Below are 20,458 nucleotides of genomic sequence, written 5' to 3'. Positions count from 1 at the left end.
CCAAGAGAGCCAGAGAAAAAGGTCCACAAACCTGACACCACGGCTGCCACGGCTGACACGATTCACTGCTTTCCTGAAACTAGGCAAACTTTTCCAGTTGCTTTACCAATACGTTAAAATCCTTTGGATAGGGCGCGATAAACGTTTGCTCTTCGCCATTCAATAACGTAAACGTCAGCGAATGAGCGTGGAGAGCAACGCGTTGAATGAGAGGAAGCTCTTCCGTGCCTTCCTTCAGGTTGAATTTACGCTTGACGTCGGATAAAAAGACGGGTTTGCCCCCGTAGGTTGCGTCGTTGACAATGGGCGCTTTCAGGCACATTAAGTGTACGCGAATCTGGTGCATCCGGCCGGTAATCGGCATACACTCGACCAGCGTAGTGGTTCGATAAGCCTGCAACGTATTAAAAATCGTTTCGGCCACTTTTCCTTTCTCCCGATCAATCCGAACAGCCGTACCGTCTTTAACGGGCGAGATAGGCAAATACACCGAAATGCCGTCGAAATCATGGATGCCATTCGTTACGGCATGGTAGCGTTTGGTTACCTCCCGATGTTCAAATTGCATGGCTATATGCCGATACGCTTCCGGGTTTTTAGCAATAGTCAGAATGCCCGATGTTTCTTTATCTAACCGATGCCCAAGTTGTGCATCAGGATGATAGGCTTTAGCCATCCGCACGATACTTTGCCCACCGCGATCCTGCGTACGTTCATCAAGCGATGCTACGTAAGGCGGCTTATTGATCAGGATATAATCCTCATTCTCAAAAACAATGAGGTCTTCAAAATTTAGTTTCATTGATAAATAGTCGATAGGAACTGACGACTGAACGGAAACACAAAAAGCCTCCTCCTGATCGGAAGAGGCTTAGCGCTATAAATCGTATAAAAACTATACTGACAGCGTACCCCGCTGGGCAGCCTTACGAATCGTTGCTTCCAGACCATTTTTGTTGATGGTCTTGATGGCTGACGTAGCTACTCGCAGCGTAACCCATTCGCCCGTTGATTCAACGAAGAACCGCTTCTTCTGCAGGTTCGGGAAGAATTTACGCTTAGTCTTATTGTTAGCGTGAGAAACGTTGTTTCCCGTGCGTGTGCGCTTTCCTGTGATCTGACAAACTCTGGACATTACCGTACTCGTTTTCCGTATGAGGGCGCAAAATTCGCTAAATAATTCATAATCTGCAACTCATTCTCTCTTTTTTTTGAAACCATACGGACAGTGCCGGCATCCATTTTGGCAGCAATAGCCTCGTTTAAGGTGATAAACAGCCGTAAAAACGATGTATCCTTCAGGCGTTAAATAATAATCTTCTGGGGCTAAATCAGGGACTTTTTTCTTTATAGGTTGCGACGGCATTGGTTTTGGGCGTCTCTGAAAGAAAATGTATTTTTGAGAAAACGGACTATTCGGCAGGTTAGTTGCAAAAACGATTGGCCTTCATCAATGTAGTTACTTTAACCACTTTTCGCTATGATACTCGAACCAACAACACCTACTTCACCAGCTGATAAAGCTATGCAGTTGGAATGGCATTACGGTGCTCATAATTATCACCCTGTTCCAGTGGTATTGTCGCGGGGCGAGGGTGTATTCGTCTGGGATGTGGAGGAGAAGCGCTATTTTGATTTCCTATCGGCATACAGCGCTGTTAGTCAGGGGCATTGCCATCCACGTATCATCAATGCTATGATTCGGCAGGCGCAGCAACTGACTCTGACATCACGAGCGTTTTACAATGATAAGACCGGCATTTGCGAAAAGTACCTGTGCGATTACTTCGGCTACGACAAAGTCTTATTAATGAATTCCGGAGCAGAAGGGGGTGAAACTGCGCTCAAGCTGACTCGAAAATGGGCTTACAAAGTGAAGGGAATTCCACAAAATCAGGCTAAAACCGTCTATGCGGCTGGTAATTTCTGGGGCCGGACGCTGGCCGCCATTTCCTCATCGACGGACCCGAGTAGTACAAACGATTTTGGCCCGTTACTGCCAGGGTATATTATCATTCCGTACAACGACCTCAATGCACTGGAAGATACGTTTAAGCGCGAACCAAACATTGCCGGATTCATGATTGAGCCTATTCAGGGGGAAGCGGGTGTGGTTGTTCCTGACGAAGGTTACTTGCGCGGTGTTCGGGAACTCTGCACTAAATACAATATACTGTTCATAGCCGACGAAGTACAGACGGGAATCGGGCGAACAGGTAAGCGCATCGCCTGCGACCATGAAAACGTAAAACCGGATCTTCTTGTACTTGGTAAAGCTCTTTCCGGAGGTACCATGCCCGTATCAGCCGTCCTGACATCGGATGAGGTGATGCTGACGATCAAGCCTGGTGAGCATGGGTCTACGTATGGCGGTAATCCGCTGGCCTGTGCCGTAACGATGGAAGCCTTGCAAGTCGTTGAAGACGAGAAACTGGCCGAAAACGCAACGGCAATGGGCGAAATTTTCCGGGCGCGTATGACGACTCTGAGTCAGAAAACCGACTTGGTTAAATCGGTACGTGGTAAAGGATTACTTAACGCCATTGTTATTGCCGAACGACCTGATCTTGGCGAAGAAACCGCTTGGGAAATTTGTCTCAAACTAAAGGATAACGGTCTGCTGACTAAACCAACGCATGGCGATAAAATTCGATTTGCTCCTCCACTCGTTATCAACGAAGATCAAATGCATGAAGCTTGTGATATAATTGAAAAGACAATGCTGGCTTTTTGAGAAAGGCTACAAGTATAGAAAAAAGAAAACCTGACTACATTCGCTCGCATGACACCAGATAAAGGCCTAAATCAATTCGAGTCTGTAGTCGCTGAGGTAGTGCAAAAGGTTAATCGCTCAATCGAGGGCAATGGCCAGATTATCCACGAGGTATCCAAAATACCCGGTATTGAAAAGAATGTCAGCACAATTGCTACTGGCTTAGTTGAATTGACAATCAACGTAAACCAGCGTTTTGATGAGCAACAACAACAAATCGATCATCGATTTGAGAAGCAACAGCAGCAAATTGACAGCCTGAGGAAAGAAATGCAGAAGGGATTTCAGAAAATAGATCAGCGGTTCGATCAGATTGTTACGCTTATTCAGACCCGCCTGACGTAAAATTGCTGGTTGAAGGGTTAACGCTGCTTAGGAAAGTTTCGAAAGAATTTCCTAAGCAGTGTTGACGACCTATTGAATGGGTTGGCCATTTTTGAATGTACTAACTAAGCGCTCTCCATCGGAGAAATAGTACGTTCCTTTACCGTTTGGTACGTTTTTCTGAAACCATCCGGCATACTTATCACCATTCCGGTAAAAATAAATTCCGTAGTCCCAGCGTAAGTTATCACGGAAATTTCCTTTGTACTTTATTTTACCATCGGCGTAGTATTCGGTGCCCTCGCCATGCTTATCGCCCTCTTCAAATTCACCGGTGTAGCGTTCGCCTGTTGGATAGATAAATGAACCCGTTCCATCTTCACAGTCTCCTGAAACGCAACCTACGCTGGCCCGAACGGGTGCCTTAGGAGCAATGACCGAACGCGATGCTGCCACAGGATTACTAGTACTCACAACCGGCTTTGGGGCCATCGCAGTGGGCGTTTTCACCAAGGTTCGGCTTTTAGGATACATAGCTTCTGCTTCCAGCCAGCCCTTACGAATGGCATCAAGACGGGCAGGTTTGGCGGGGTGAGTCGACGTAGCATGCTCATCGCCAAGAGCGCGTACGGCGATCATAGATTCTTCCAAAGATGCGCCTAGTTGGTGCAACACGAACCCTGAAAACTTATCCGCTTCGATTTCCTTTTGTGGCTGACCACCCCGCCCGTCGATCGTATGGCCCTGCAAATGGTGTCCAATTTCGTGGGCCATAATGCTGATCGCTGACCAGTCTGTTTCGGTTTCTTCTTCAATCTGCGCCATGAAAGCGCCGTCGTAGACAATGAATCGTTGGCCTTTCAGAACCGTAGCGAAGCAGTTGTCCGTATTAGAGCACTCAATGACTTTGAAATTACGCATCAACCCGATTGGCTTTAAAATGCGGTCAACAACTTTTTCAGCATGACCGTTGGACTTTGTCGTAGGCGAGCAGACAACTTCTGAGCTGACCTTGCCGCCCGTGTAGTTACAAATAAATGAACCGGGACTAGCCGGAATTTGCGCAAATAGCGGGTTAATTATAGCCGCAGTTACGAAGAGAATAGGGAGGGATAAAGCCGCTCTCACAGGCATAACCGAATGGGGTTAATCGTTCAACACGGCTCAATAACGATGGAAAAGGGGTAGGGATTGTAATACGTACGTAGCTGATGGACAAAAGTTAGTTAAAACGCTTAACTTTCCTAATGAATTCAGAGAGTGAACAGGCACATTTACAACCATAATTCATAAACCGAACTCTTTGTATTGAGTGCAGATGTTATAAGCTAATCGATTCGCCATGAATACATTATTGTTTCGCTGTGGATTAATCAGTCTTACCGTACTCTGGCTGGGTTGTAAAGAACCGATGACGCCTGCTGAACCGACATTTTTCCTGAAAACGATGACGGAATCCCGGTATACGCCTGACGATAGCTTAACGATCACGTATCATTATGATCAAACGAATCGATTAGAGCGCGAAGAGCGGAAACAGCCATTCGCACCTGGACGTATTGTCGATTTATACGAGTCCAAAGATCTATCTCAAGTATACGCTGATCAGTGTCGGATTCATAGTTATAATATGCAGAATCAGGAAATATCGGTAAAAAGATATTTCTTCACAGCAAATGTCTGGCTTACTTACGATGCTGACTCATTGATTTATGCAGCAAACCAACTGGCCATGCAGGTGCATAAAGATTATTTCTTCCAAGTGGATGGTGGGCAGTACGCATTTAGCTCTCCCCTGTGGCTCACAAAACGGACCTTTACCTACGATTCGCAAAATAGGGTTGCCTCAGAAACGGATTCGGTATTCATCACGCATGATATTCCAGTCGGGAGTACAATGTTAACTAAAGCTCCCGCTACGTATCTGCACACTAACAAAACGACTTACACCTACGATGACAAAGGGATGATGGTTAAGTTAGTTGCTATTTCAGACGACAAGAATAAGCCCAGACGCTACAGCAATGGTTGGTACGTGATCAGTACGTCAGGAGGGTATTCTTCTTCAGTACGGATGCCTTTTACGCCGGGTACGACGACGTACATGTATGAACACAACAGCGACGGTCAGCTGAGTCGCAAAACAGCCACTTATACCGATGGGAAGAGTGCTCAGAACTACGTGAGTCGCTTTACGTATGAGTACGGTATGAAACAGTAACCTACTTTCGTTGAGGACAGTCGCTGGCCTGGTTCGGTTGCCACTAAAGACGGTCAAAAATCGTTTTGGCAAACGATACGTCCGAATTCTGCTCCGCTAACTTTCTGAGCTTCGCTTTCGAATAAGAAATTCCGCTAACGAGTATCTGTTCGAGGAGTTGACAGATAGCTGCTGGCGAGGCTGAATCCGTTACGTTCCCAAATTGCTCAGTTTGTACCAAATGGCCCATATAGCCATAATCGGACGATACCAAAGGTTTATCTGATACAGCCGCCCGGATGATAACGGAAGCCATGCCGACGTGGCGTTGATAAAGGGTCAATACGTAATCAGCAAGCTCAAAATGGACCTGAATTTCTCTTCCTTTGACTTCTTTAAAAACCCCAACAATCTGAAGGTTCGGGCTAGCCTGAGAAATCTTCTGTTCTATTTGTGCTTGATAATCAGGGCTGATAGCTCCTACCAGCAAAAAGCAAAGTTTTTGTTGCAATTCCGGAGCCAACTGGTTGATGGCTTCCAGAAAAGGCTCGATACCTTTACGCTGATCTAAATGACCGAACAGGATAAAAACCCGCCGATTCGGATCAAGCTGCAATTCGTCGCGAAGCTTTTCGCGTTCCGCCGACGTAATTACATACGATTTTACGGGGTCGGGGAGAGGCACTACGTTCACGCGCGGATTCATTTCGCGTACCAGCGTAACGGCAGAATGATCCAGGCAGAACAGATTTAGCAGCATACTTTTTCGAAGAACCCCACGCAGCGTTGTTTTTTTACGTAATACATTCAAACGAGCTTTTAGGCCGGATGAAGTTGTGTAGTGAAAATCGGGCCGAAAATAAATGCCTGAAACAGCACAAGGGGCCTTTTTGCCTAACCAAAAGCCTAACTGAAAAATATCGAAATACATCAGCAAAACATGCGTTGCCTTGTATTTCCGACTGTAGGCCAGGTGTAGATTCCACTCCCTAAACGGGCGTCCCAGAAGTGATCCTTTGTGCGTATCGTCAATCTCCTGCTGCGAAATCGGAACGAATCGAACGGTATCCACCGATGGAACACTTTCCAGTAACTGGTGAAACATAGGCTCAAACGACGCCTGAGCGACCACGATTAATTCGCCCTCAGGTTTCGTGTGAAGCCAGTAATTGACGAGATGGCACAGATAATCAGCATGGTGGCCATCAATGATTGTATCAAAAAGCAGAATTTTTCTCACGATGCTTGCGCGATGGCACGCTGGTAGACTTGTAGCGTTTGGTTTACCATTTTTTCAGACGAGAACGCCAATTGCCGCTCGTAACCTTTCTTGCGTAGCAATTGGCGCAGTTGTTCATCCAGAATTATTGTTTCGATCTGTTCCCGAACCGACGTTTCGGACTCAGGATCAAAATAAAGGGCTGCATCCTGGGCTACTTCTGGGAAGCACGACGTATTACTCAGCACTACCGGGCAGCCCGTGGCAAAGGCTTCCAGAATAGGCATGCCGAAGCCTTCGTAAAGTGACGGATAAACAAAAGCCAGGGCGTGTTGATACAAGCGATACAAGGTGAAGTCATCGGCGGAATAATGAAATACCTGATCGGTTAATCCTAGTTTTTCAATAAGTTGAATTTCTTCCGCAGTAAATGATCCACCGCCAGCGCAGACCAATTGAATGTGGTCGTATTTCTTTAAAACAGAAGCAATAGCGCTAAGAAAAGGGTTGAAATTCTTATAGCTGTTTCTATAGCCCACATAGAGCAAATACGTATTGGGAGTCTGAATCTGGAACGTATCAGGTACTGATAATTCCAGGAAATTCGTAGCGTGATGAATGACCGTAATTCTTACCGGATCGATTTGAAAAATATCGATCAAATCATTCTTTGTATTTTCTGATACCGCAATGATATGAGCCGCCCGGTCTAATATTTTCTGTTTTTTCCGTTTGGGCTCGTTATCAACATGCCCGAACCGATCCCCAAATTTCTCTTTAATTACGTCGTGGTAAGTTACTACGTAGGGCTTATCGCCAATGAACCACAAAAAATAAGGATGGAAAAAGGTTGGATGAAACAGATCGTAATTTCGTCTTACTACCTGAAGACAGCTCCACGTCCGGTTGATCTGCGAAATCAGGATGCTGGTTTTCATGTAACCCAAAAAGTACCGGAACGGCTGCGCCTGGAATTGATTATTGTTGAGTAAATAATAATTGTTGGAGTACCGGATTGACAGCCTGACATCGACGCCTTTTTGGTGAAGCGCTGTCATTAAATTGTAAAAATACCGGGCTACCCCTCCAAACCGCGATGCCGCAAAAGCCTGATGATCGTAGAGTATCTTCATATACGGCACAAGTTTACGCATAAACTCCTGCTGTTGGTTAAGGGCAAAAAGAATGTCCTGTTAATAATGAGCAGTAAGGTACTGGTAAGTAGTCTGGCTACGTTGCTTGTACTATTTGAATCGCTGCATGGCTACTTTCCCTTTTGCTCCTACCGCATAGCAAGTACCTTTCGCACAGGCAACCGAGTGAAAGCCCTCTGTATCAAGCCTCTGCCAGGTTTGCCCCTGATCAGCCGAAATGCTGGTTCCCGAGGGACCAACCGTTAACACGCGGTCGCCGGGTAGCAGAACGATCGCTTCTTTCAGGCCGGGAGGGTCGGTTTGAGCGGTGAGTTGCCAGGTTTGGCCACCATCATGGGTAATCGCTACGTTCGGACCCGCCTGCTGTTCCTGTTTGTAATTTCCCCCGACGACCATGCCGTTTTTTTCACTGAAGAAGTGCATACCGAACAACCCAGTCGTTTCGCCACCGGGAAGTGGCGTGTTGGTAACCGACCAGGTTTGCCCCCGATCGGTGGAGCGGAAAACGCGACCGAATTTAGCCATTCCTGAGGCAATCCAGACATTCCGTTTTCCCTGTACAACAAGACTGGTTCCGCTGGCGGCAAAAGCCCCTTCATTCGATTCCATTGGAGGAAGTACGGCTGGCGAAATAGGTTGCCAGCTTTCACCGCCGTTGTCGGTAGTCAGGACGAACCATTTTCCATCTACCGGGTCACTAACGACAATACCGTGTTGTTTGTCCCAGAAGTCCATGCTGTCAAAAAATACACCTGCTTTCTGGGTCTGATACTGCAACGACCAGGTTTGCCCGCCGTTTGTCGTTTTGTATAGTCGGGCCAATCCTTTTTCGGCAGGTCCGGCACTCATGAGATAGGCCGTTTGTGCGTCTATGGCCTGTACATCACGAAAATCGCAGGCTTGCGCATCAGGTACAGTACCCGTTTGCCAGGTTTTACCGCCATTGGTCGTTCGGAGAAACGTACCTTTCGTGCCGCCAATCCAGACTACGTCGGCATTAACAACACTCACGGCTCGAAAGCTGGCGTCAGTACCAACGGACTGCGGTTGCCATTGTGCTAATGACGAAAGAACAAAAGCCAGGCCGATAGCGAGGCTGAATACAGCGCGTTTCATTAAGAAAGGGTGAGTTATGACGTAGATGATCCAGTCCGATCAAATTATGATCAGGTAAATAAACCTAAATAGACTTTATGCAGAGAATCAGCGGGGCGCTGAGTGAGTTGACTGCGTGGTCGCCTTGAGCCGATCAACTTCCTGCTCCAGACTGCTCGACTTAAAATAATAATAAAGACCAAGGATTAAAAATACCTTCGACAGGATAAAGACAGCGATGAACGCAGTACGCCAAAGTTTATGGACCCGGATGTGCGTATCGTCAATTTCGACCTGTACGTATGGCGATTCGGTCGACTGCGATTTTTTTGCTTTTGGATTGGGTTCCGTCGTGTTTACGTCTTCCCATTTCTCGATTTCTGTTTCGCTGAGACGTAATTCGATTTTTTCCCGGACGCTTGGTGGTGGGGTAACTGAATTTCTGATGAAATAATCTTCCATATTCGCTTCAAGCTCATCTAACTGGGCAAGCAGATCTGGATCGGTAGCAAGCTCCCGTTCTAATTCGTCTTTCTCCTTTTCAGCGATCACACCTAACAGATACGCTTCCAGAATACCGCTTGTTAAATAATGATGGGTCTTCAAGGCTTATACAGTTAAGAGGAGCGAAGATACTTAAAATATGTGTAAAACGCTTTCAATACGTTTGTAGGAGATAGGTTTAATTTTTCTGCAATTATGTCTGTAGAACAACCCTGACAGAAAGATAAGTTAAAAACGAGTTTGGCCAGGTCGGTAGTATCGTTCGTTGCTATAAGTGCGGTTGAGGCTAATGACGAATTGTTTGATACTGTCTTGGAAGCAAGCGCTTTGGCTCTTGCCAGTCGAATAATTTCTCCTGTAGTAGGTATTTCAGTGCAGGCCTGTATTTGTGGTGACATAAACAGATCGACTAACACTTTCTGCGCCAATTCCGGTTCCGGGATTACGTGTAAAATAATGCCATATGCTATCGAGCCGTACCGATCGTATAGAGCGATTTTGTCCATAAAGATGAGAGCTTCCTGAGAAATAGATGGTTTATTTGCTTGTTTCAATGCCCACATCTCAGTAAATACAAATGAAGAAATACTAAGTAGCGCTAGTGAATTTACATCCAGCTACAGATATATAAGTTATTTTTATTTATCAAGATAAAGGTTTTAGTTAACGGATTAGCAAATATAGGTCAACTAAATGATTGATTCTATAGTTTTAGTAGCTTTAAACGATTGAAATTTCGATATATAAAGGTTTACAAGCGTTTTAGTAAACAAAGTAGCTACTGTTTAGGATGTTGTTGAATGCTGGTCGTCATAATCTGGTAAATTTCAGCTAGTTTTGGTTGATTGGTTAACAAGGCCAGATGATCGCTGATCGTCGTTAGATCACCCCGGCGGGCAGGTCCAGTTTGCACGTCAGCCGGATTACTGGCCGATAATCCCTTGCGAAAGGTTTCGGTGATGAGTGGTCTGAGCAGATCGAATTCTAAATCCTGCTGGGCAATTAGATCATAAGCGAGAGCTAATAGATGATTCGTAAAATTGCAGGCAAACACAGCTGCTACGTGCAGTGACCGGCGTTCCTCAGACGTAATGAGGTAAACGATGTTGCTGATATCCTGCCCAAGCTGAACCAGCGCATCTTCAGTAGGCTTGTCGGCCGATTCGATGCAAAGTGGAATCTCGTCAAAATCCATAAACGGTTGCCCCTGTGAGAAGGTCTGAAGGGCATAAAATACGCCAGTCTGGACGGGTACGTCGCTGTAAATAGCCATCCACTGGTCCAGCGAATCAAGACTTTTACTCCCTGACGTATGCACAACAATTGCATTTTCAGGCAGGACCAACCGCGAACAAACACTTTCGAGCGCATCATCGGGAACCGCCAGCACAAACAGCGTAGATGGACTCTCGGCAAAGTTCAGTTCCGAATGAGTACGGGCGTCATACAAATTGCTCACTAGCTGGCGGGCGTGCTGGAGCTGACGGCTATAGATTTCATTGATGTGGTGACCAGCATTTTCAAGGGCTGGCGCGAGATGCCAGGCAAGGTTTCCGGCGCCGATAAATGAAATTTCCATGATCAAGTATAGGCTATTTTGGCGGAATGTGAACCATAGCCTCACGATTACTTAATAATGGGTTACGATTTGCTACTCTATCCATCAATTAGATCATAATCCGCTTAACTATTTGCTTAAGCAGTCAGTTACGTTGGTTAGTCGGCCAACCTGGCCATACGTAACGTTATAAAACACTATTCTTCATCTATATGGAAATTCTAGTCCTGTTTTTATACGGACTGGCGTTGATGCTGTTGTTTTTTTACAACTGCGGTCAGTTAAGCCTCATCATTATTTACATACGTTCTGAGCGAAAACGCCGGATGGCCGCTCTGGCAACGGAAACGATTCAGCCTGATAAACTTCCTTACGTAACAGTACAATTACCCGTTTACAACGAACTATACGTAGTAGAACGGCTTATCGACGCAGTTGTGCAGTTGCAATATCCCCAGGACAAACTCGAAATTCAACTCCTGGATGACTCGACGGATGAAACGGTCGAGCTAATAGCCCGGAAAGTAGCTGACTACAAACAGCAGGGTATTGACATCGAACACATTCGCCGACCTGAGCGAAAGGGCTTCAAGGCAGGGGCGCTGGCGTATGGACTAACGATTGCGAAAGGCGAGTTCATTGCCATCTTCGACGCTGACTTTGTGCCTGATCCGGAGTTTCTTCTCAAAACCATCCCGCATTTTGCTGATCCGAAAGTGGGTATTGTACAAACGCGCTGGGAACACCTCAACGAAGAGTTTTCGCTGATGACTCAGTTACAGGCGTTTGGCCTGAACGCGCATTTTACTATTGAACAGAGTGGACGTCATGCCGCCGGATTCCTGGCCAATTTTAACGGAACGGGGGGCGTTTGGCGGAAATCGGCAATTGCCGACGCAGGCGGCTGGCAAAGCGATACGTTAACGGAGGATTTAGATTTAAGCTATCGGGCTCAGCTGCGGGGCTGGAAATTCGTTTATCGGGAGGACATCGGCTCGCCCGCTGAGCTACCTGTAGCCATGAACGCGCTGAAATCGCAGCAGTATCGGTGGATGAAAGGGGCGGCCGAATGTGCACGTAAATTATTCGGCAAGGTGCTTCGAACGCCGGGTATCTCGTTTACCATGAAACTACACGCCTTTTTTCACCTCTTCAGCAGCGCTACGTTTATCCTGGTTTTGATTCTGGGAATCATGAGCGTACCACTGATTTACATTCGCAGCCATCATCCCGAGTGGGAGTGGGTCTTTTTTGTCATTAACCTATTTCAATTTAATCTACTGATTCTCATTACCTTTTATGGGATTCCCCTGTGGTTTCTGAAGCCAACCACAAAAGCCAAGCTGGTTTGGTATTTCCCAATGTATTCCTCGCTGATGATGGGGTTGTCGCTGCACAATACAATTGCGGTGATTGAGGGCTATCTGGGTCGGAAGACACCATTCATCAGGACGCCGAAATTCAACGTTAAAACGGCGGCCGATCGGTGGGATGCTAACAAATATGTCAGTCGGCGGATAAATTGGCTAACTCTTGTAGAAGGGCTTTTGTCCATTTATTTCCTGGGAGGACTAGCGTTAGCCGTTTATATTCAGGATTTTCGCATGTTTTTTCTCCACATCATGCTCATGGTTGGCTTTGGCATGGTCTTCTTTTATTCGGTTCTTCAATCCGGACCCCGGTCGGCAGCGGTACGTATCTGACGGGAGAATCTTAACTAATTTGTTCGCATAAATCACGTCAGGGCTTTTACGTAGCGTCGTATCACGATAGCTACGTGAAAGCCCTGATTCTGTGCAGACAGTTATAGAAAATACACTACGGTTGATAATAGTATTGGCAGAACATATACTTAATTCGTACTTTTACGATTCATTTTAGCCAAAAAATAATAAAGTAAAACAGAGACTACCGTTTAAAAAATCTATCCTCTTATTAGACGATTAGGCCGATTTCGGCCGTTTGATAGAAGAATACACCGTACGCTACCAAATACTGAACCTGAAAGTACCCTCAATGGTGAACCCCTACTTTGTTCACAATACAGTTAATAACCCTATCCTTCCCGCCATCAGCCGACTCCTGTTTATTTCGAACGGGTGGCAAGTGTTGGGGTGCTGGCTGCTGCTAGGGTTAGGTATGAGTTTTGGGCAGGACCAACCGACGCCCGCTCCGACCCGACCGACGAGACGACAACAACAAGCTGCTGCTGACTCGGCCCGGGCCAACGCTCGCCGTCGGGCGACCATGCGTGCTGATTCAGCCAAACAGGCTCTTCAAAATCGCACCGACAGCATCCGGGCACTACGTAGCGCCAATCGTCGGCCAACGGTCAACTGGCCCGATCGCCGGGCAACGCGCTTTTCGGAGCGCCCATCGAAGTCCCCATTTATCCTTCGTGATCCGAGGGGACTTTCAACCGATTTCAGTCTTACGCCCGGCGGGAATATTGGCATCACCGAGCGGGTTGGTGTAGGCGTCCCCTTGCCACAGTCAACTAGTGCCGTTGCCGGAACAGCACCTGCGGTATCTGGAACGGCCGCTTCGGGTACGAGTCCCCCTGGGCAACTAGCTCCTGCATCAACATTACCACCCTCGCAGTATGGGTTACCGTATCGTCCGGCCGAAACAATTCCCTACTCGACCTATAACCAGATTCAGAACCAGCGCGTTGAGCAAAGTCTCTGGCGTGAATACAGTGCAAGGCGCGATGGACAGAGTGCGCTGAGTGGGCGCGGCTTGATTCCTAAGCTCGAACTGCCGCCAATTATCGACCGGCTTTTTGGTGGCAGTCAGGTTGATTTTAAGCCGAATGGCTTCGTTACCCTTGATTTCGGGTATCTCTATCAGTTTATCGACAACCCGGTTCTGCCGGTACGTCAGCGCCGGAACGGGAATTTCCTGTTCAATGAGCAGATCAGCATTAACTTCAATGGTAAAATCGGAGAGAAATTAGGCGTTCTGGCCAACTTCGATACGAAAGCCAGTTTTAATTTTGAGAATGCATTAAAGCTCAATTATAAGCCGGGTGGTAATCTACCCGCCCTTGGTTCTGGCCAGGGGTTGCCCAGCCTACCTAATTTACCAAGTACGCCAAATTTGCCCGGAGTTCCTGGTGCAAATGGCACAACATTACCCGGTTTTACGCCCCAGAACGAAAGTATTTTGCAGGGGCTCGAAGTGGGAAATATTAACTGGGCTGTTAACAGTCAGTTGATTCCGGGGGTGCAAAATCTTTTCGGGATCAAAACCCAGCTACGTTTTGGTAAACTGAATGCTACGTTGGTCGCGTCGCAGCAACGGTCACGTAAAAATGAGATTGTGCTACGTGGAGGAACGTCGAATCGTCCGTTTGAAATCCGGGCTGACCAGTACGATGAGAACCGCCACTTCTTCCTGTCCCAATTCTTTCGGTCCAATTATGAAGCCTCGCTGAAAACACTGCCACAGGTGACCTCGGGTGTGAACGTAACGCGTATTGAAGTGTACGTAACGAACCGGACCAATACGACGGAAACGCTACGGAACATCGCGGGCTTTCAGGATTTAGGGGAAGGCAATCCGTACGCTCAAACGAATCCGAACCTGCCGCCTTTTTCGCGTAACAACCGGACACCAACGGCAAATGAGGCTAACGGACTTTACAGCAAACTGACGTCCAACGCCAGTAATCCATTCCGGCAGGTAAACCAGACCAACGACGTATTGACGGGTACGTTCGGGTTAGCCAAAGGCACGGATTACGATCTGCTACGTGGTGCCAAACGTCTTACCGACCGTGAATACAAACTTCAGCCCGAACTGGGGTATATCTCGTTGGTCACGCCCCTGCGGAACGACGAAATTCTGGCCGTTGCCTACGAATATACGTATCAAGGCCGACGCTATAAAGTGGGCGAATTGACTGAAGATTATCAATCGCGCAAAGATGATGAGGTGCTGGTATTGAAGCTGTTGAAGTCAGCTACATTGCGGAATAACCTCCAGTTGCCGATGTGGAATCTGATGATGAAAAACATCTATTCGCTCAATACGGCGCAGATTACTCGGCAAGGCTTTCAGCTACGTATCGTTTATAAAGATGACGTAACGGGGATCGATAACCCGAACCTTCAGGAAGGACGGAGAACGCAAAACCGACCGTTGGTGCAACTCTTCGGCATGGACCGGCTGAACCAGCAGTTAGACGCTCAGCCTGATGGTAACTTTGACTATGTTGAGAATATCACCATCGATAGCCGCTACGGAAAAATCATCTTCCCAGTGCTGGAGCCTTTCGGATCCTATCTGGAAAGACAATTCGACGCCGATGAAGATACGTATAAATCGAAATACGTCTTTAATCAATTGTATCGTACCACGCTGGCCGATGCTCAGCAGATTGCGGATAAGAATAAATTCTTCCTGCGGGGGTCGTTTCAGTCGGGCAACGGCGCGGAGGTGACACTACCATTTGGCGTGAACGAACAGTCGGTTACGGTAACCGCCGGTGGAGTTCCTCTGGTAGCTGGTCAGGATTATGTGCTCGATGCGTCAGTAGGTCGTCTACGAATCATTAACGAGAGCGTAACGAATTCCGGTCGCGAGATTCGCATTAGTTATGAACAGCCTGATCTGTTTCAGAATCAGATCCGTACACTCATTGGTACCCGGCTGGATTACGCCATTAACCGCGACATAAGCATCGGATTAACAGCCATGCACATGAAAGAAACCCCTGCTGGTTTCCTGACCCGTGTGGCGATTGGTAACGAGCCGGTTAATAACACGATTCTGGGGCTGAACGCGACTGTCCGAAAAGACGCTCCCGGTCTGACGCGCCTGTTAGATGCCTTACCCATGGTGCAGACCAAGGAAATGTCGACGGTTCAGTTCAATGGTGAGGTAGCTCAATTATTTCCAGGAACGAATCCACGCGCCAGAAACGAAAGTTACCTGGATGATTTTGAAGCGGCCCGTACCATTTTCGACCTGACCCGGCAACCAATACGCTGGCGTTTGGGCGCGACACCCCAGCAATTTCCCCAGGGTACGTTTGCCGACCCGTTACCGTACGCCTATAACCGGGCGCAGATTTCCGTTTACTCGGTCGACCCTAGTCTATACTCAGTCGGCGGTGCGCTGGGTAGCGTATCAAATGTTGATCCGGACGATGCAAAACGGCACGTATACGAACGCTATTTTCTGCCGACCGATCTGTTCCCCGGACGGTCAGTGCGGCCCGTGCAGTTACCCGAAACTATTCTGGACGTTGCCTATTTCCCCAGCGAACGGGGCATGTACAACTACAATCCGAATCTAACGGCAGCGGGTTTGTTGCCAAATCCGAAAGGTAATTTCGGGTCTGTGACGCGGGCAATCGCTTCCGATAATGATTTCGACAATGCCAACATCGAAAACATAACCTTCTGGCTGATGGACCCGTTTGTAGCGGGCGAATCCGGAAAAATTCGGGCAGGTGCTGATCCCAGTCAGCATACAAACAATACAACGGGCGGTAAACTGGTTTTTAACCTCGGCGATATTTCTGAGGATGTAATTAAAGACAGTCGTTACGAGTTTGAGAACGGCTTTCCGGCTAATGGTGACACAGTCTCGAGCGCAAACGGACGCCAGCAGGGAACTGAATCGACAGCCTGGGGCCGTGCTCCGCTACAGCAATTTGTTACAAACGCGTTTCAGAGTGGCGGCCGTGATCAGCAGGACGTTGGGCTCGATGGATTGAGAAATGATGCAGAAGCAACCAAATTTCAATCCTATCTGAATACCATTCAGAACCGGGTGACAAACCCGACTGTGTTGAACCAAATTCGGCAGGACCCTTCTAACGACGACTTTAAATTCTATCTCGGCGAAGAAGCTGATCAGCAGCGATACGTAGTGGCGCGGTACAAGCAGTATATGGGCATGGAAAACAACTCGCCCGAAAATACCAGTACAAACCAATTTCTGACTCCCGCTTCGTCAACGCTACCGGACATTGAAGATTTGAACATTGACAATACCGTCAACGATAACGAAGCGTATTATGAGTATGAACTGGACCTGCGCCCGAATAGGCTGGAAGTTGGCCAGGGTTATATTGTTGATAAAGTAACCGTACCCTCAGATGGTATAACGGGTGGCGTTACGTGGTATCAATTCCGGATTCCGGTTCGGGAGCCACTACGTAAAGTCGGGAGTATCAATGGATTTAAATCCATTCGCTTCATGCGCATGTACCTGACTGATTTTGATCAGCCGGTTGTCCTGCGATTTGCGCAGTTGCAGATGGAAGCCAACCAATACCGCAAATACACCGGCGATCTGACCCAGCGCGGGTTACAGGAAGTGCCCGAACCGTATGATGCCAACTTCACTGTCTCGACAGTCAACATTGAGGAAAACAGCGGTGCGCAGATTTCCGCTCAGGGGGGTGACAAGTATGTTTACTCGGTACCAAGGGACTACGTACGTGACCGCGATTATACGCAGGTAAGTACGGTGGAACTGAACGAGCAATCCATGCGCATGAGCGTAACGAACCTGCGCGATGGTGATTCTCGGGGAGCCTTCCGAAATACTAATTTTAATTTGCTATTCCGGGAGCGGCTCAAGATGTTCATCCACATGCACAATGACCGGAACGAAAGCGGTAGAGTATCCGCCTTTGTGCGTCTTGGCACCGATTACACGGACAACTACTATGAGATTGAAGTTCCAAAACTCACAGCTACACCCCCCGGCAATCAACTACCCGAAACGGTTTGGCCTGCGGCTAATGATCTGGATATTGCCTTTGCAGATTTAATTAGCCTCAAAGCAGATCGGAACAGGGATGTGGGACGTCAGTACTCGTTACCTTATGTTCGGGAGCCGACAATGGACTTTCCTTATCGGCTGACGATAGTCGGTAACCCGGATTTGAGTTCAGTACAGTCGATCATGATTGGGATGCGTAATCCGAAGATGGACGGCGATGGTCAGCGACCGGAAACATTTACGATCTGGGTCGATGAACTGCGGGCAAACGGGTATGACCAGCATGCGGGTACGGCTGCCGTGGGATCGGTCAACATGAAATTGGCCGATATTGGTACGTTGACGGCGTCGGGCCGGATTACAACCTTTGGTTTTGGGGGTGTACAGACACGCATTGGTGATCGTGCCCTCGAAACAACGTCGGAGTATGGGCTATCGACGGCTTTGGCGCTCGACAAGTTCATGCCAGCCAGTTGGGGACTTCGGATTCCATTCTACATCAATTTAGATCATCGGAACGTAACGCCCCATTTCGATCCGCTCGATCCCGATATGCCGCTCGAAACGTCACTGTCGACGAAATCGGAAGCGGACCGGAACAGCTATCGGCAGTTGGTTGAAGATAATACCACGCGTCGGGGGTATAATTTCTCGAACGTTCGGAAGGTAAAGACCAACCCGAACGCGAAGATGCACTTCTGGGATATTGAAAATTTTGCGTTTACGTATGCCTTCAACGACATGAAACGCACCAATATTCTGACGCAGGAATACCTTCAACAACAGACGAAGGGGGGGATTGCTTATACATTTGCGGGTCAGCCGAAGCCGTTCGAGCCATTCCGAAACGTGCAGTCGTTTGAAGCGCCATATCTGCGTTGGCTGAAAGATTTTAACCTGACCTTACTGCCGTCGCTAGTATCGGTTCGGGCTGATATGGACCGGAGTTTTATTAAAACTCAGCTTCGTTCGTCGGATCTGACGACCAATGGGATCGTGCCTCAGTTTGAGAAGTATTTCCTCTTCAATCGTTATTACGACCTAACCTGGAACCTGACGCGCAATCTGGTATTAACCTATCACGCACAGGCAAACGCGATCATCGACGAACCCGCGGGCGACATCAATACGCAGGCCAAACGCGATTCCATCTGGAACAGTGTCAAGCAACTCGGTCGGATGAAAAATTTCGTGCAGGACATTCGCGCTACGTATCGGTTGCCGCTCGACAAAATTCCATTGCTCGACTGGATTGCCGCTGATGCTGTCTATGGCGTAGGCTACCAGTTTCAGGCTAACTCATTCGGAGTTGCCGATACGTTAGGGGTGCCGTTTGGGAATGTACTACGTAACAACCGTGAACGAGGGATTACGGGGCGCGTCGATCTGATTCGGCTGTATAACAAAATTCGTTACCTGCGCTTTGCCAATACACCGTCGCCAATCCGGAAAAACTTCGCCCGTAACCCCGGTGATATTGAAGACATTGTGCGGAGTGAGAACACGGTACTCAAAAATTTTACGCGGGCTTTGCTAACGGTTCGGGGAATCAATTTCTCGTACACCGTACAGGAGTCTACGATTCTGCCGGGTTTCCTGCCGACGCCGACCTTTTTTGGTATAGACAGCCGCAATGGGAATGCGCCAGGGCTTGGCTTTGTATTGGGTAATCAGGACCACGATATTATCTACAAAGCGGCTGCTAAAGGCTGGATTACGCCCAGTACGGTATTGAATACGGCCTTCCAGCAGAACCTGACGAAAAAATTTACGGCCAATACCACCCTGGAGCCTTTTAAAGATTTTCGGATGCAGATCAACTGGCGTCTGGACCGTACGGATGCCTATCAGGAATATTTCCGACCCGGCTCGCAGGGGGGCGCGTTCGAAACGTTCTCGCCGGTACGTAACGGACAGTTCAGTATGTCGTTCTGGTCGTTCCGCACAGCCTTTATTGGTTTACGGGGCGATAATACGTCTCCTATTTTCGATCGATTTGAAGAGTACCGGGAGTACTTCGTTAACAAACTAACAGCTGCCAATCCTGAAAAAGTTGGTAGATATGATCGAACCTCGCAGGATGTCCTGATTCCGGCTTTCTTTGCTGCCTATAGTGGTCAGCCCATCGAGAAAGCGCAGTTGTCGCCGTTCTATAATTTCCCGCTGCCGAACTGGCAGATCACGTATAATGGCGTAACTGGTTTGCGGTTTGTTCAGAAGAAGTTTAGTGCGTTTACCATCAATCACAGCTACTCGTCCACATACAGTGTGGGTAACTTCATTTCAAATCTGGATTATACGGCAGCCTACGTCAATTTAGCGGTGCAGGGTTATCCGATGGCAACGTCCATCAATCAGCAGGGCCAGTTTGTACCGGTTTTTGCGATGAGCACTATTACGATGTCGGAGAAATTTGCGCCCATGTTTGGGGTTCAGTTTCAGACAAAAAGCCGGGTTACGGGCCGGCTGGAATACAACCAGAGCCGCGACATTGCTTTAAGTCTGTCGAACTCGCAAGTGGCTGAGCTAACCAATAAAGATCTAACGGGTTCCATCGGGTTTACCAAGCAGAACATGCGCGTTCCGTTCGGAATTGGGGGAGGTAATAAACGCCTGAAAAACGACTTGACCTTTTCCTGCAATCTGACCCTGCGCGATACGCGGGCAATTCAGCGAAAGCTGGATGCGGAACAGATCATTACGGCAGGGAACGTAAACTTCCAGTTACGTCCGCAGGTAAGCTACATTGTTAACCGCCGGTTAAATCTGAACTTCTATTTTGATCGGACGTTCAACGATCCGCTCGTTTCGAACTCGTTCCGCCGGGCTACTACGTCGGGTGGTGTGCAGGTGAAATTCAATCTGGCTGAATAAGACGGGTAGTAACAAT

The 20,458-nt window shown here is 47.9% G+C and carries 15 protein-coding genes; 5 read left to right on the top strand and 10 right to left on the bottom strand.

Going from position 1 to position 20,458, the window contains the following annotated elements; genetic code table 11:
- Positions 1-79 precede the first annotated feature (79 nt).
- The 3 genes from IC230_RS32095 to IC230_RS32085 all read right to left on the bottom strand — a co-directional run bounded on the left by IC230_RS32095 (position 80) and on the right by IC230_RS32085 (position 1,366).
- A complete protein-coding gene (locus IC230_RS32095) occupies positions 80-802 on the bottom strand; it encodes an RluA family pseudouridine synthase (RefSeq protein ID WP_191043178.1) in 723 nt (240 codons plus the stop codon).
- 93 nt (positions 803-895) lie between these two features.
- Positions 896-1,135, bottom strand: coding sequence for a 50S ribosomal protein L28 (gene rpmB, locus IC230_RS32090; RefSeq protein WP_191043177.1), 240 nt, complete (start codon positions 1,133-1,135; stop codon positions 896-898).
- A gap of 60 nt (positions 1,136-1,195) precedes the next feature.
- Complete coding sequence (locus IC230_RS32085) at positions 1,196-1,366, bottom strand: DUF5522 domain-containing protein (RefSeq protein ID WP_191043176.1); 171 nt, start codon at positions 1,364-1,366, stop codon at positions 1,196-1,198.
- Between the two features lie 114 nt (positions 1,367-1,480).
- Between IC230_RS32085 and rocD the strand changes: the two genes are divergently transcribed.
- The gene (gene rocD / locus IC230_RS32080; RefSeq protein ID WP_191043175.1) at positions 1,481-2,734 is read left to right on the top strand and encodes an ornithine--oxo-acid transaminase; all 1,254 of its coding nucleotides are present in this window, start codon (positions 1,481-1,483) and stop codon (positions 2,732-2,734) included.
- 48 nt (positions 2,735-2,782) lie between these two features.
- A complete protein-coding gene (locus tag IC230_RS32075) occupies positions 2,783-3,118 on the top strand; it encodes a hypothetical protein (protein ID WP_191043174.1) in 336 nt (111 codons plus the stop codon).
- Between the two features lie 69 nt (positions 3,119-3,187).
- On the opposite strand, the gene IC230_RS32070 is transcribed toward IC230_RS32075, so the two are convergent.
- Positions 3,188-4,231 carry a M48 family metalloprotease gene (locus tag IC230_RS32070; protein ID WP_191043173.1) on the bottom strand — a complete coding sequence of 348 codons (1,044 nt, stop codon included), beginning with the start codon at positions 4,229-4,231 and terminating at the stop codon, positions 3,188-3,190.
- Between the two features lie 208 nt (positions 4,232-4,439).
- Between IC230_RS32070 and IC230_RS32065 the strand changes: the two genes are divergently transcribed.
- Positions 4,440-5,318 (top strand): hypothetical protein, encoded by an 879-nt coding sequence (locus tag IC230_RS32065; RefSeq protein WP_191043172.1) that lies wholly within the window; start codon positions 4,440-4,442, stop codon positions 5,316-5,318.
- 43 nt (positions 5,319-5,361) lie between these two features.
- Here IC230_RS32065 and IC230_RS34700 read toward each other — a convergent pair whose 3' ends face one another.
- From IC230_RS34700 to IC230_RS32035, 6 genes are all read right to left on the bottom strand, one after another.
- Positions 5,362-6,537, bottom strand: a complete 1,176-nt coding sequence (locus tag IC230_RS34700) for a glycosyltransferase (RefSeq protein ID WP_191043171.1) — start codon at positions 6,535-6,537, stop codon at positions 5,362-5,364.
- Positions 6,534-7,649 (bottom strand): glycosyltransferase family 4 protein, encoded by a 1,116-nt coding sequence (locus IC230_RS32055; protein WP_191043170.1) that lies wholly within the window; start codon positions 7,647-7,649, stop codon positions 6,534-6,536. Before IC230_RS32055 ends, IC230_RS34700 begins: the two co-directional genes overlap by 4 nt.
- A 111-nt stretch (positions 7,650-7,760) precedes the next feature.
- Complete coding sequence (locus tag IC230_RS32050; RefSeq protein ID WP_191043169.1) at positions 7,761-8,786, bottom strand: WD40/YVTN/BNR-like repeat-containing protein; 1,026 nt, start codon at positions 8,784-8,786, stop codon at positions 7,761-7,763.
- Positions 8,787-8,873: 87 nt separating this feature from the next.
- Positions 8,874-9,371 (bottom strand): hypothetical protein, encoded by a 498-nt coding sequence (locus IC230_RS32045; protein ID WP_191043168.1) that lies wholly within the window; start codon positions 9,369-9,371, stop codon positions 8,874-8,876.
- Between the two features lie 11 nt (positions 9,372-9,382).
- Positions 9,383-9,832 carry a hypothetical protein gene (locus tag IC230_RS32040; RefSeq protein WP_191043167.1) on the bottom strand — a complete coding sequence of 150 codons (450 nt, stop codon included), beginning with the start codon at positions 9,830-9,832 and terminating at the stop codon, positions 9,383-9,385.
- Between the two features lie 215 nt (positions 9,833-10,047).
- Entirely contained in the window at positions 10,048-10,848 is an 801-nt protein-coding gene (locus tag IC230_RS32035; RefSeq protein WP_191043166.1) for a Rossmann-like and DUF2520 domain-containing protein, read from the bottom strand.
- A 191-nt stretch (positions 10,849-11,039) separates the two neighbouring features.
- On the opposite strand from IC230_RS32035, the gene IC230_RS32030 reads away from it, so the two are divergent.
- The gene (locus IC230_RS32030) at positions 11,040-12,530 is read left to right on the top strand and encodes a cellulose synthase family protein (RefSeq protein WP_191043165.1); all 1,491 of its coding nucleotides are present in this window, start codon (positions 11,040-11,042) and stop codon (positions 12,528-12,530) included.
- Between the two features lie 313 nt (positions 12,531-12,843).
- Positions 12,844-20,442, top strand: a complete 7,599-nt coding sequence (gene sov / locus IC230_RS32025; protein WP_191043164.1) for a T9SS outer membrane translocon Sov/SprA — start codon at positions 12,844-12,846, stop codon at positions 20,440-20,442.
- The last annotated feature ends 16 nt before the right edge of the window (positions 20,443-20,458 follow it).

This window comes from Spirosoma validum (assembly GCF_014699035.1).
GTDB lineage: Bacteria > Bacteroidota > Bacteroidia > Cytophagales > Spirosomataceae > Spirosoma > Spirosoma validum.
The sequence above is the reverse complement of the archived record's forward strand: the minus strand, read 5'-3'. Positions and strand labels throughout refer to the sequence as shown.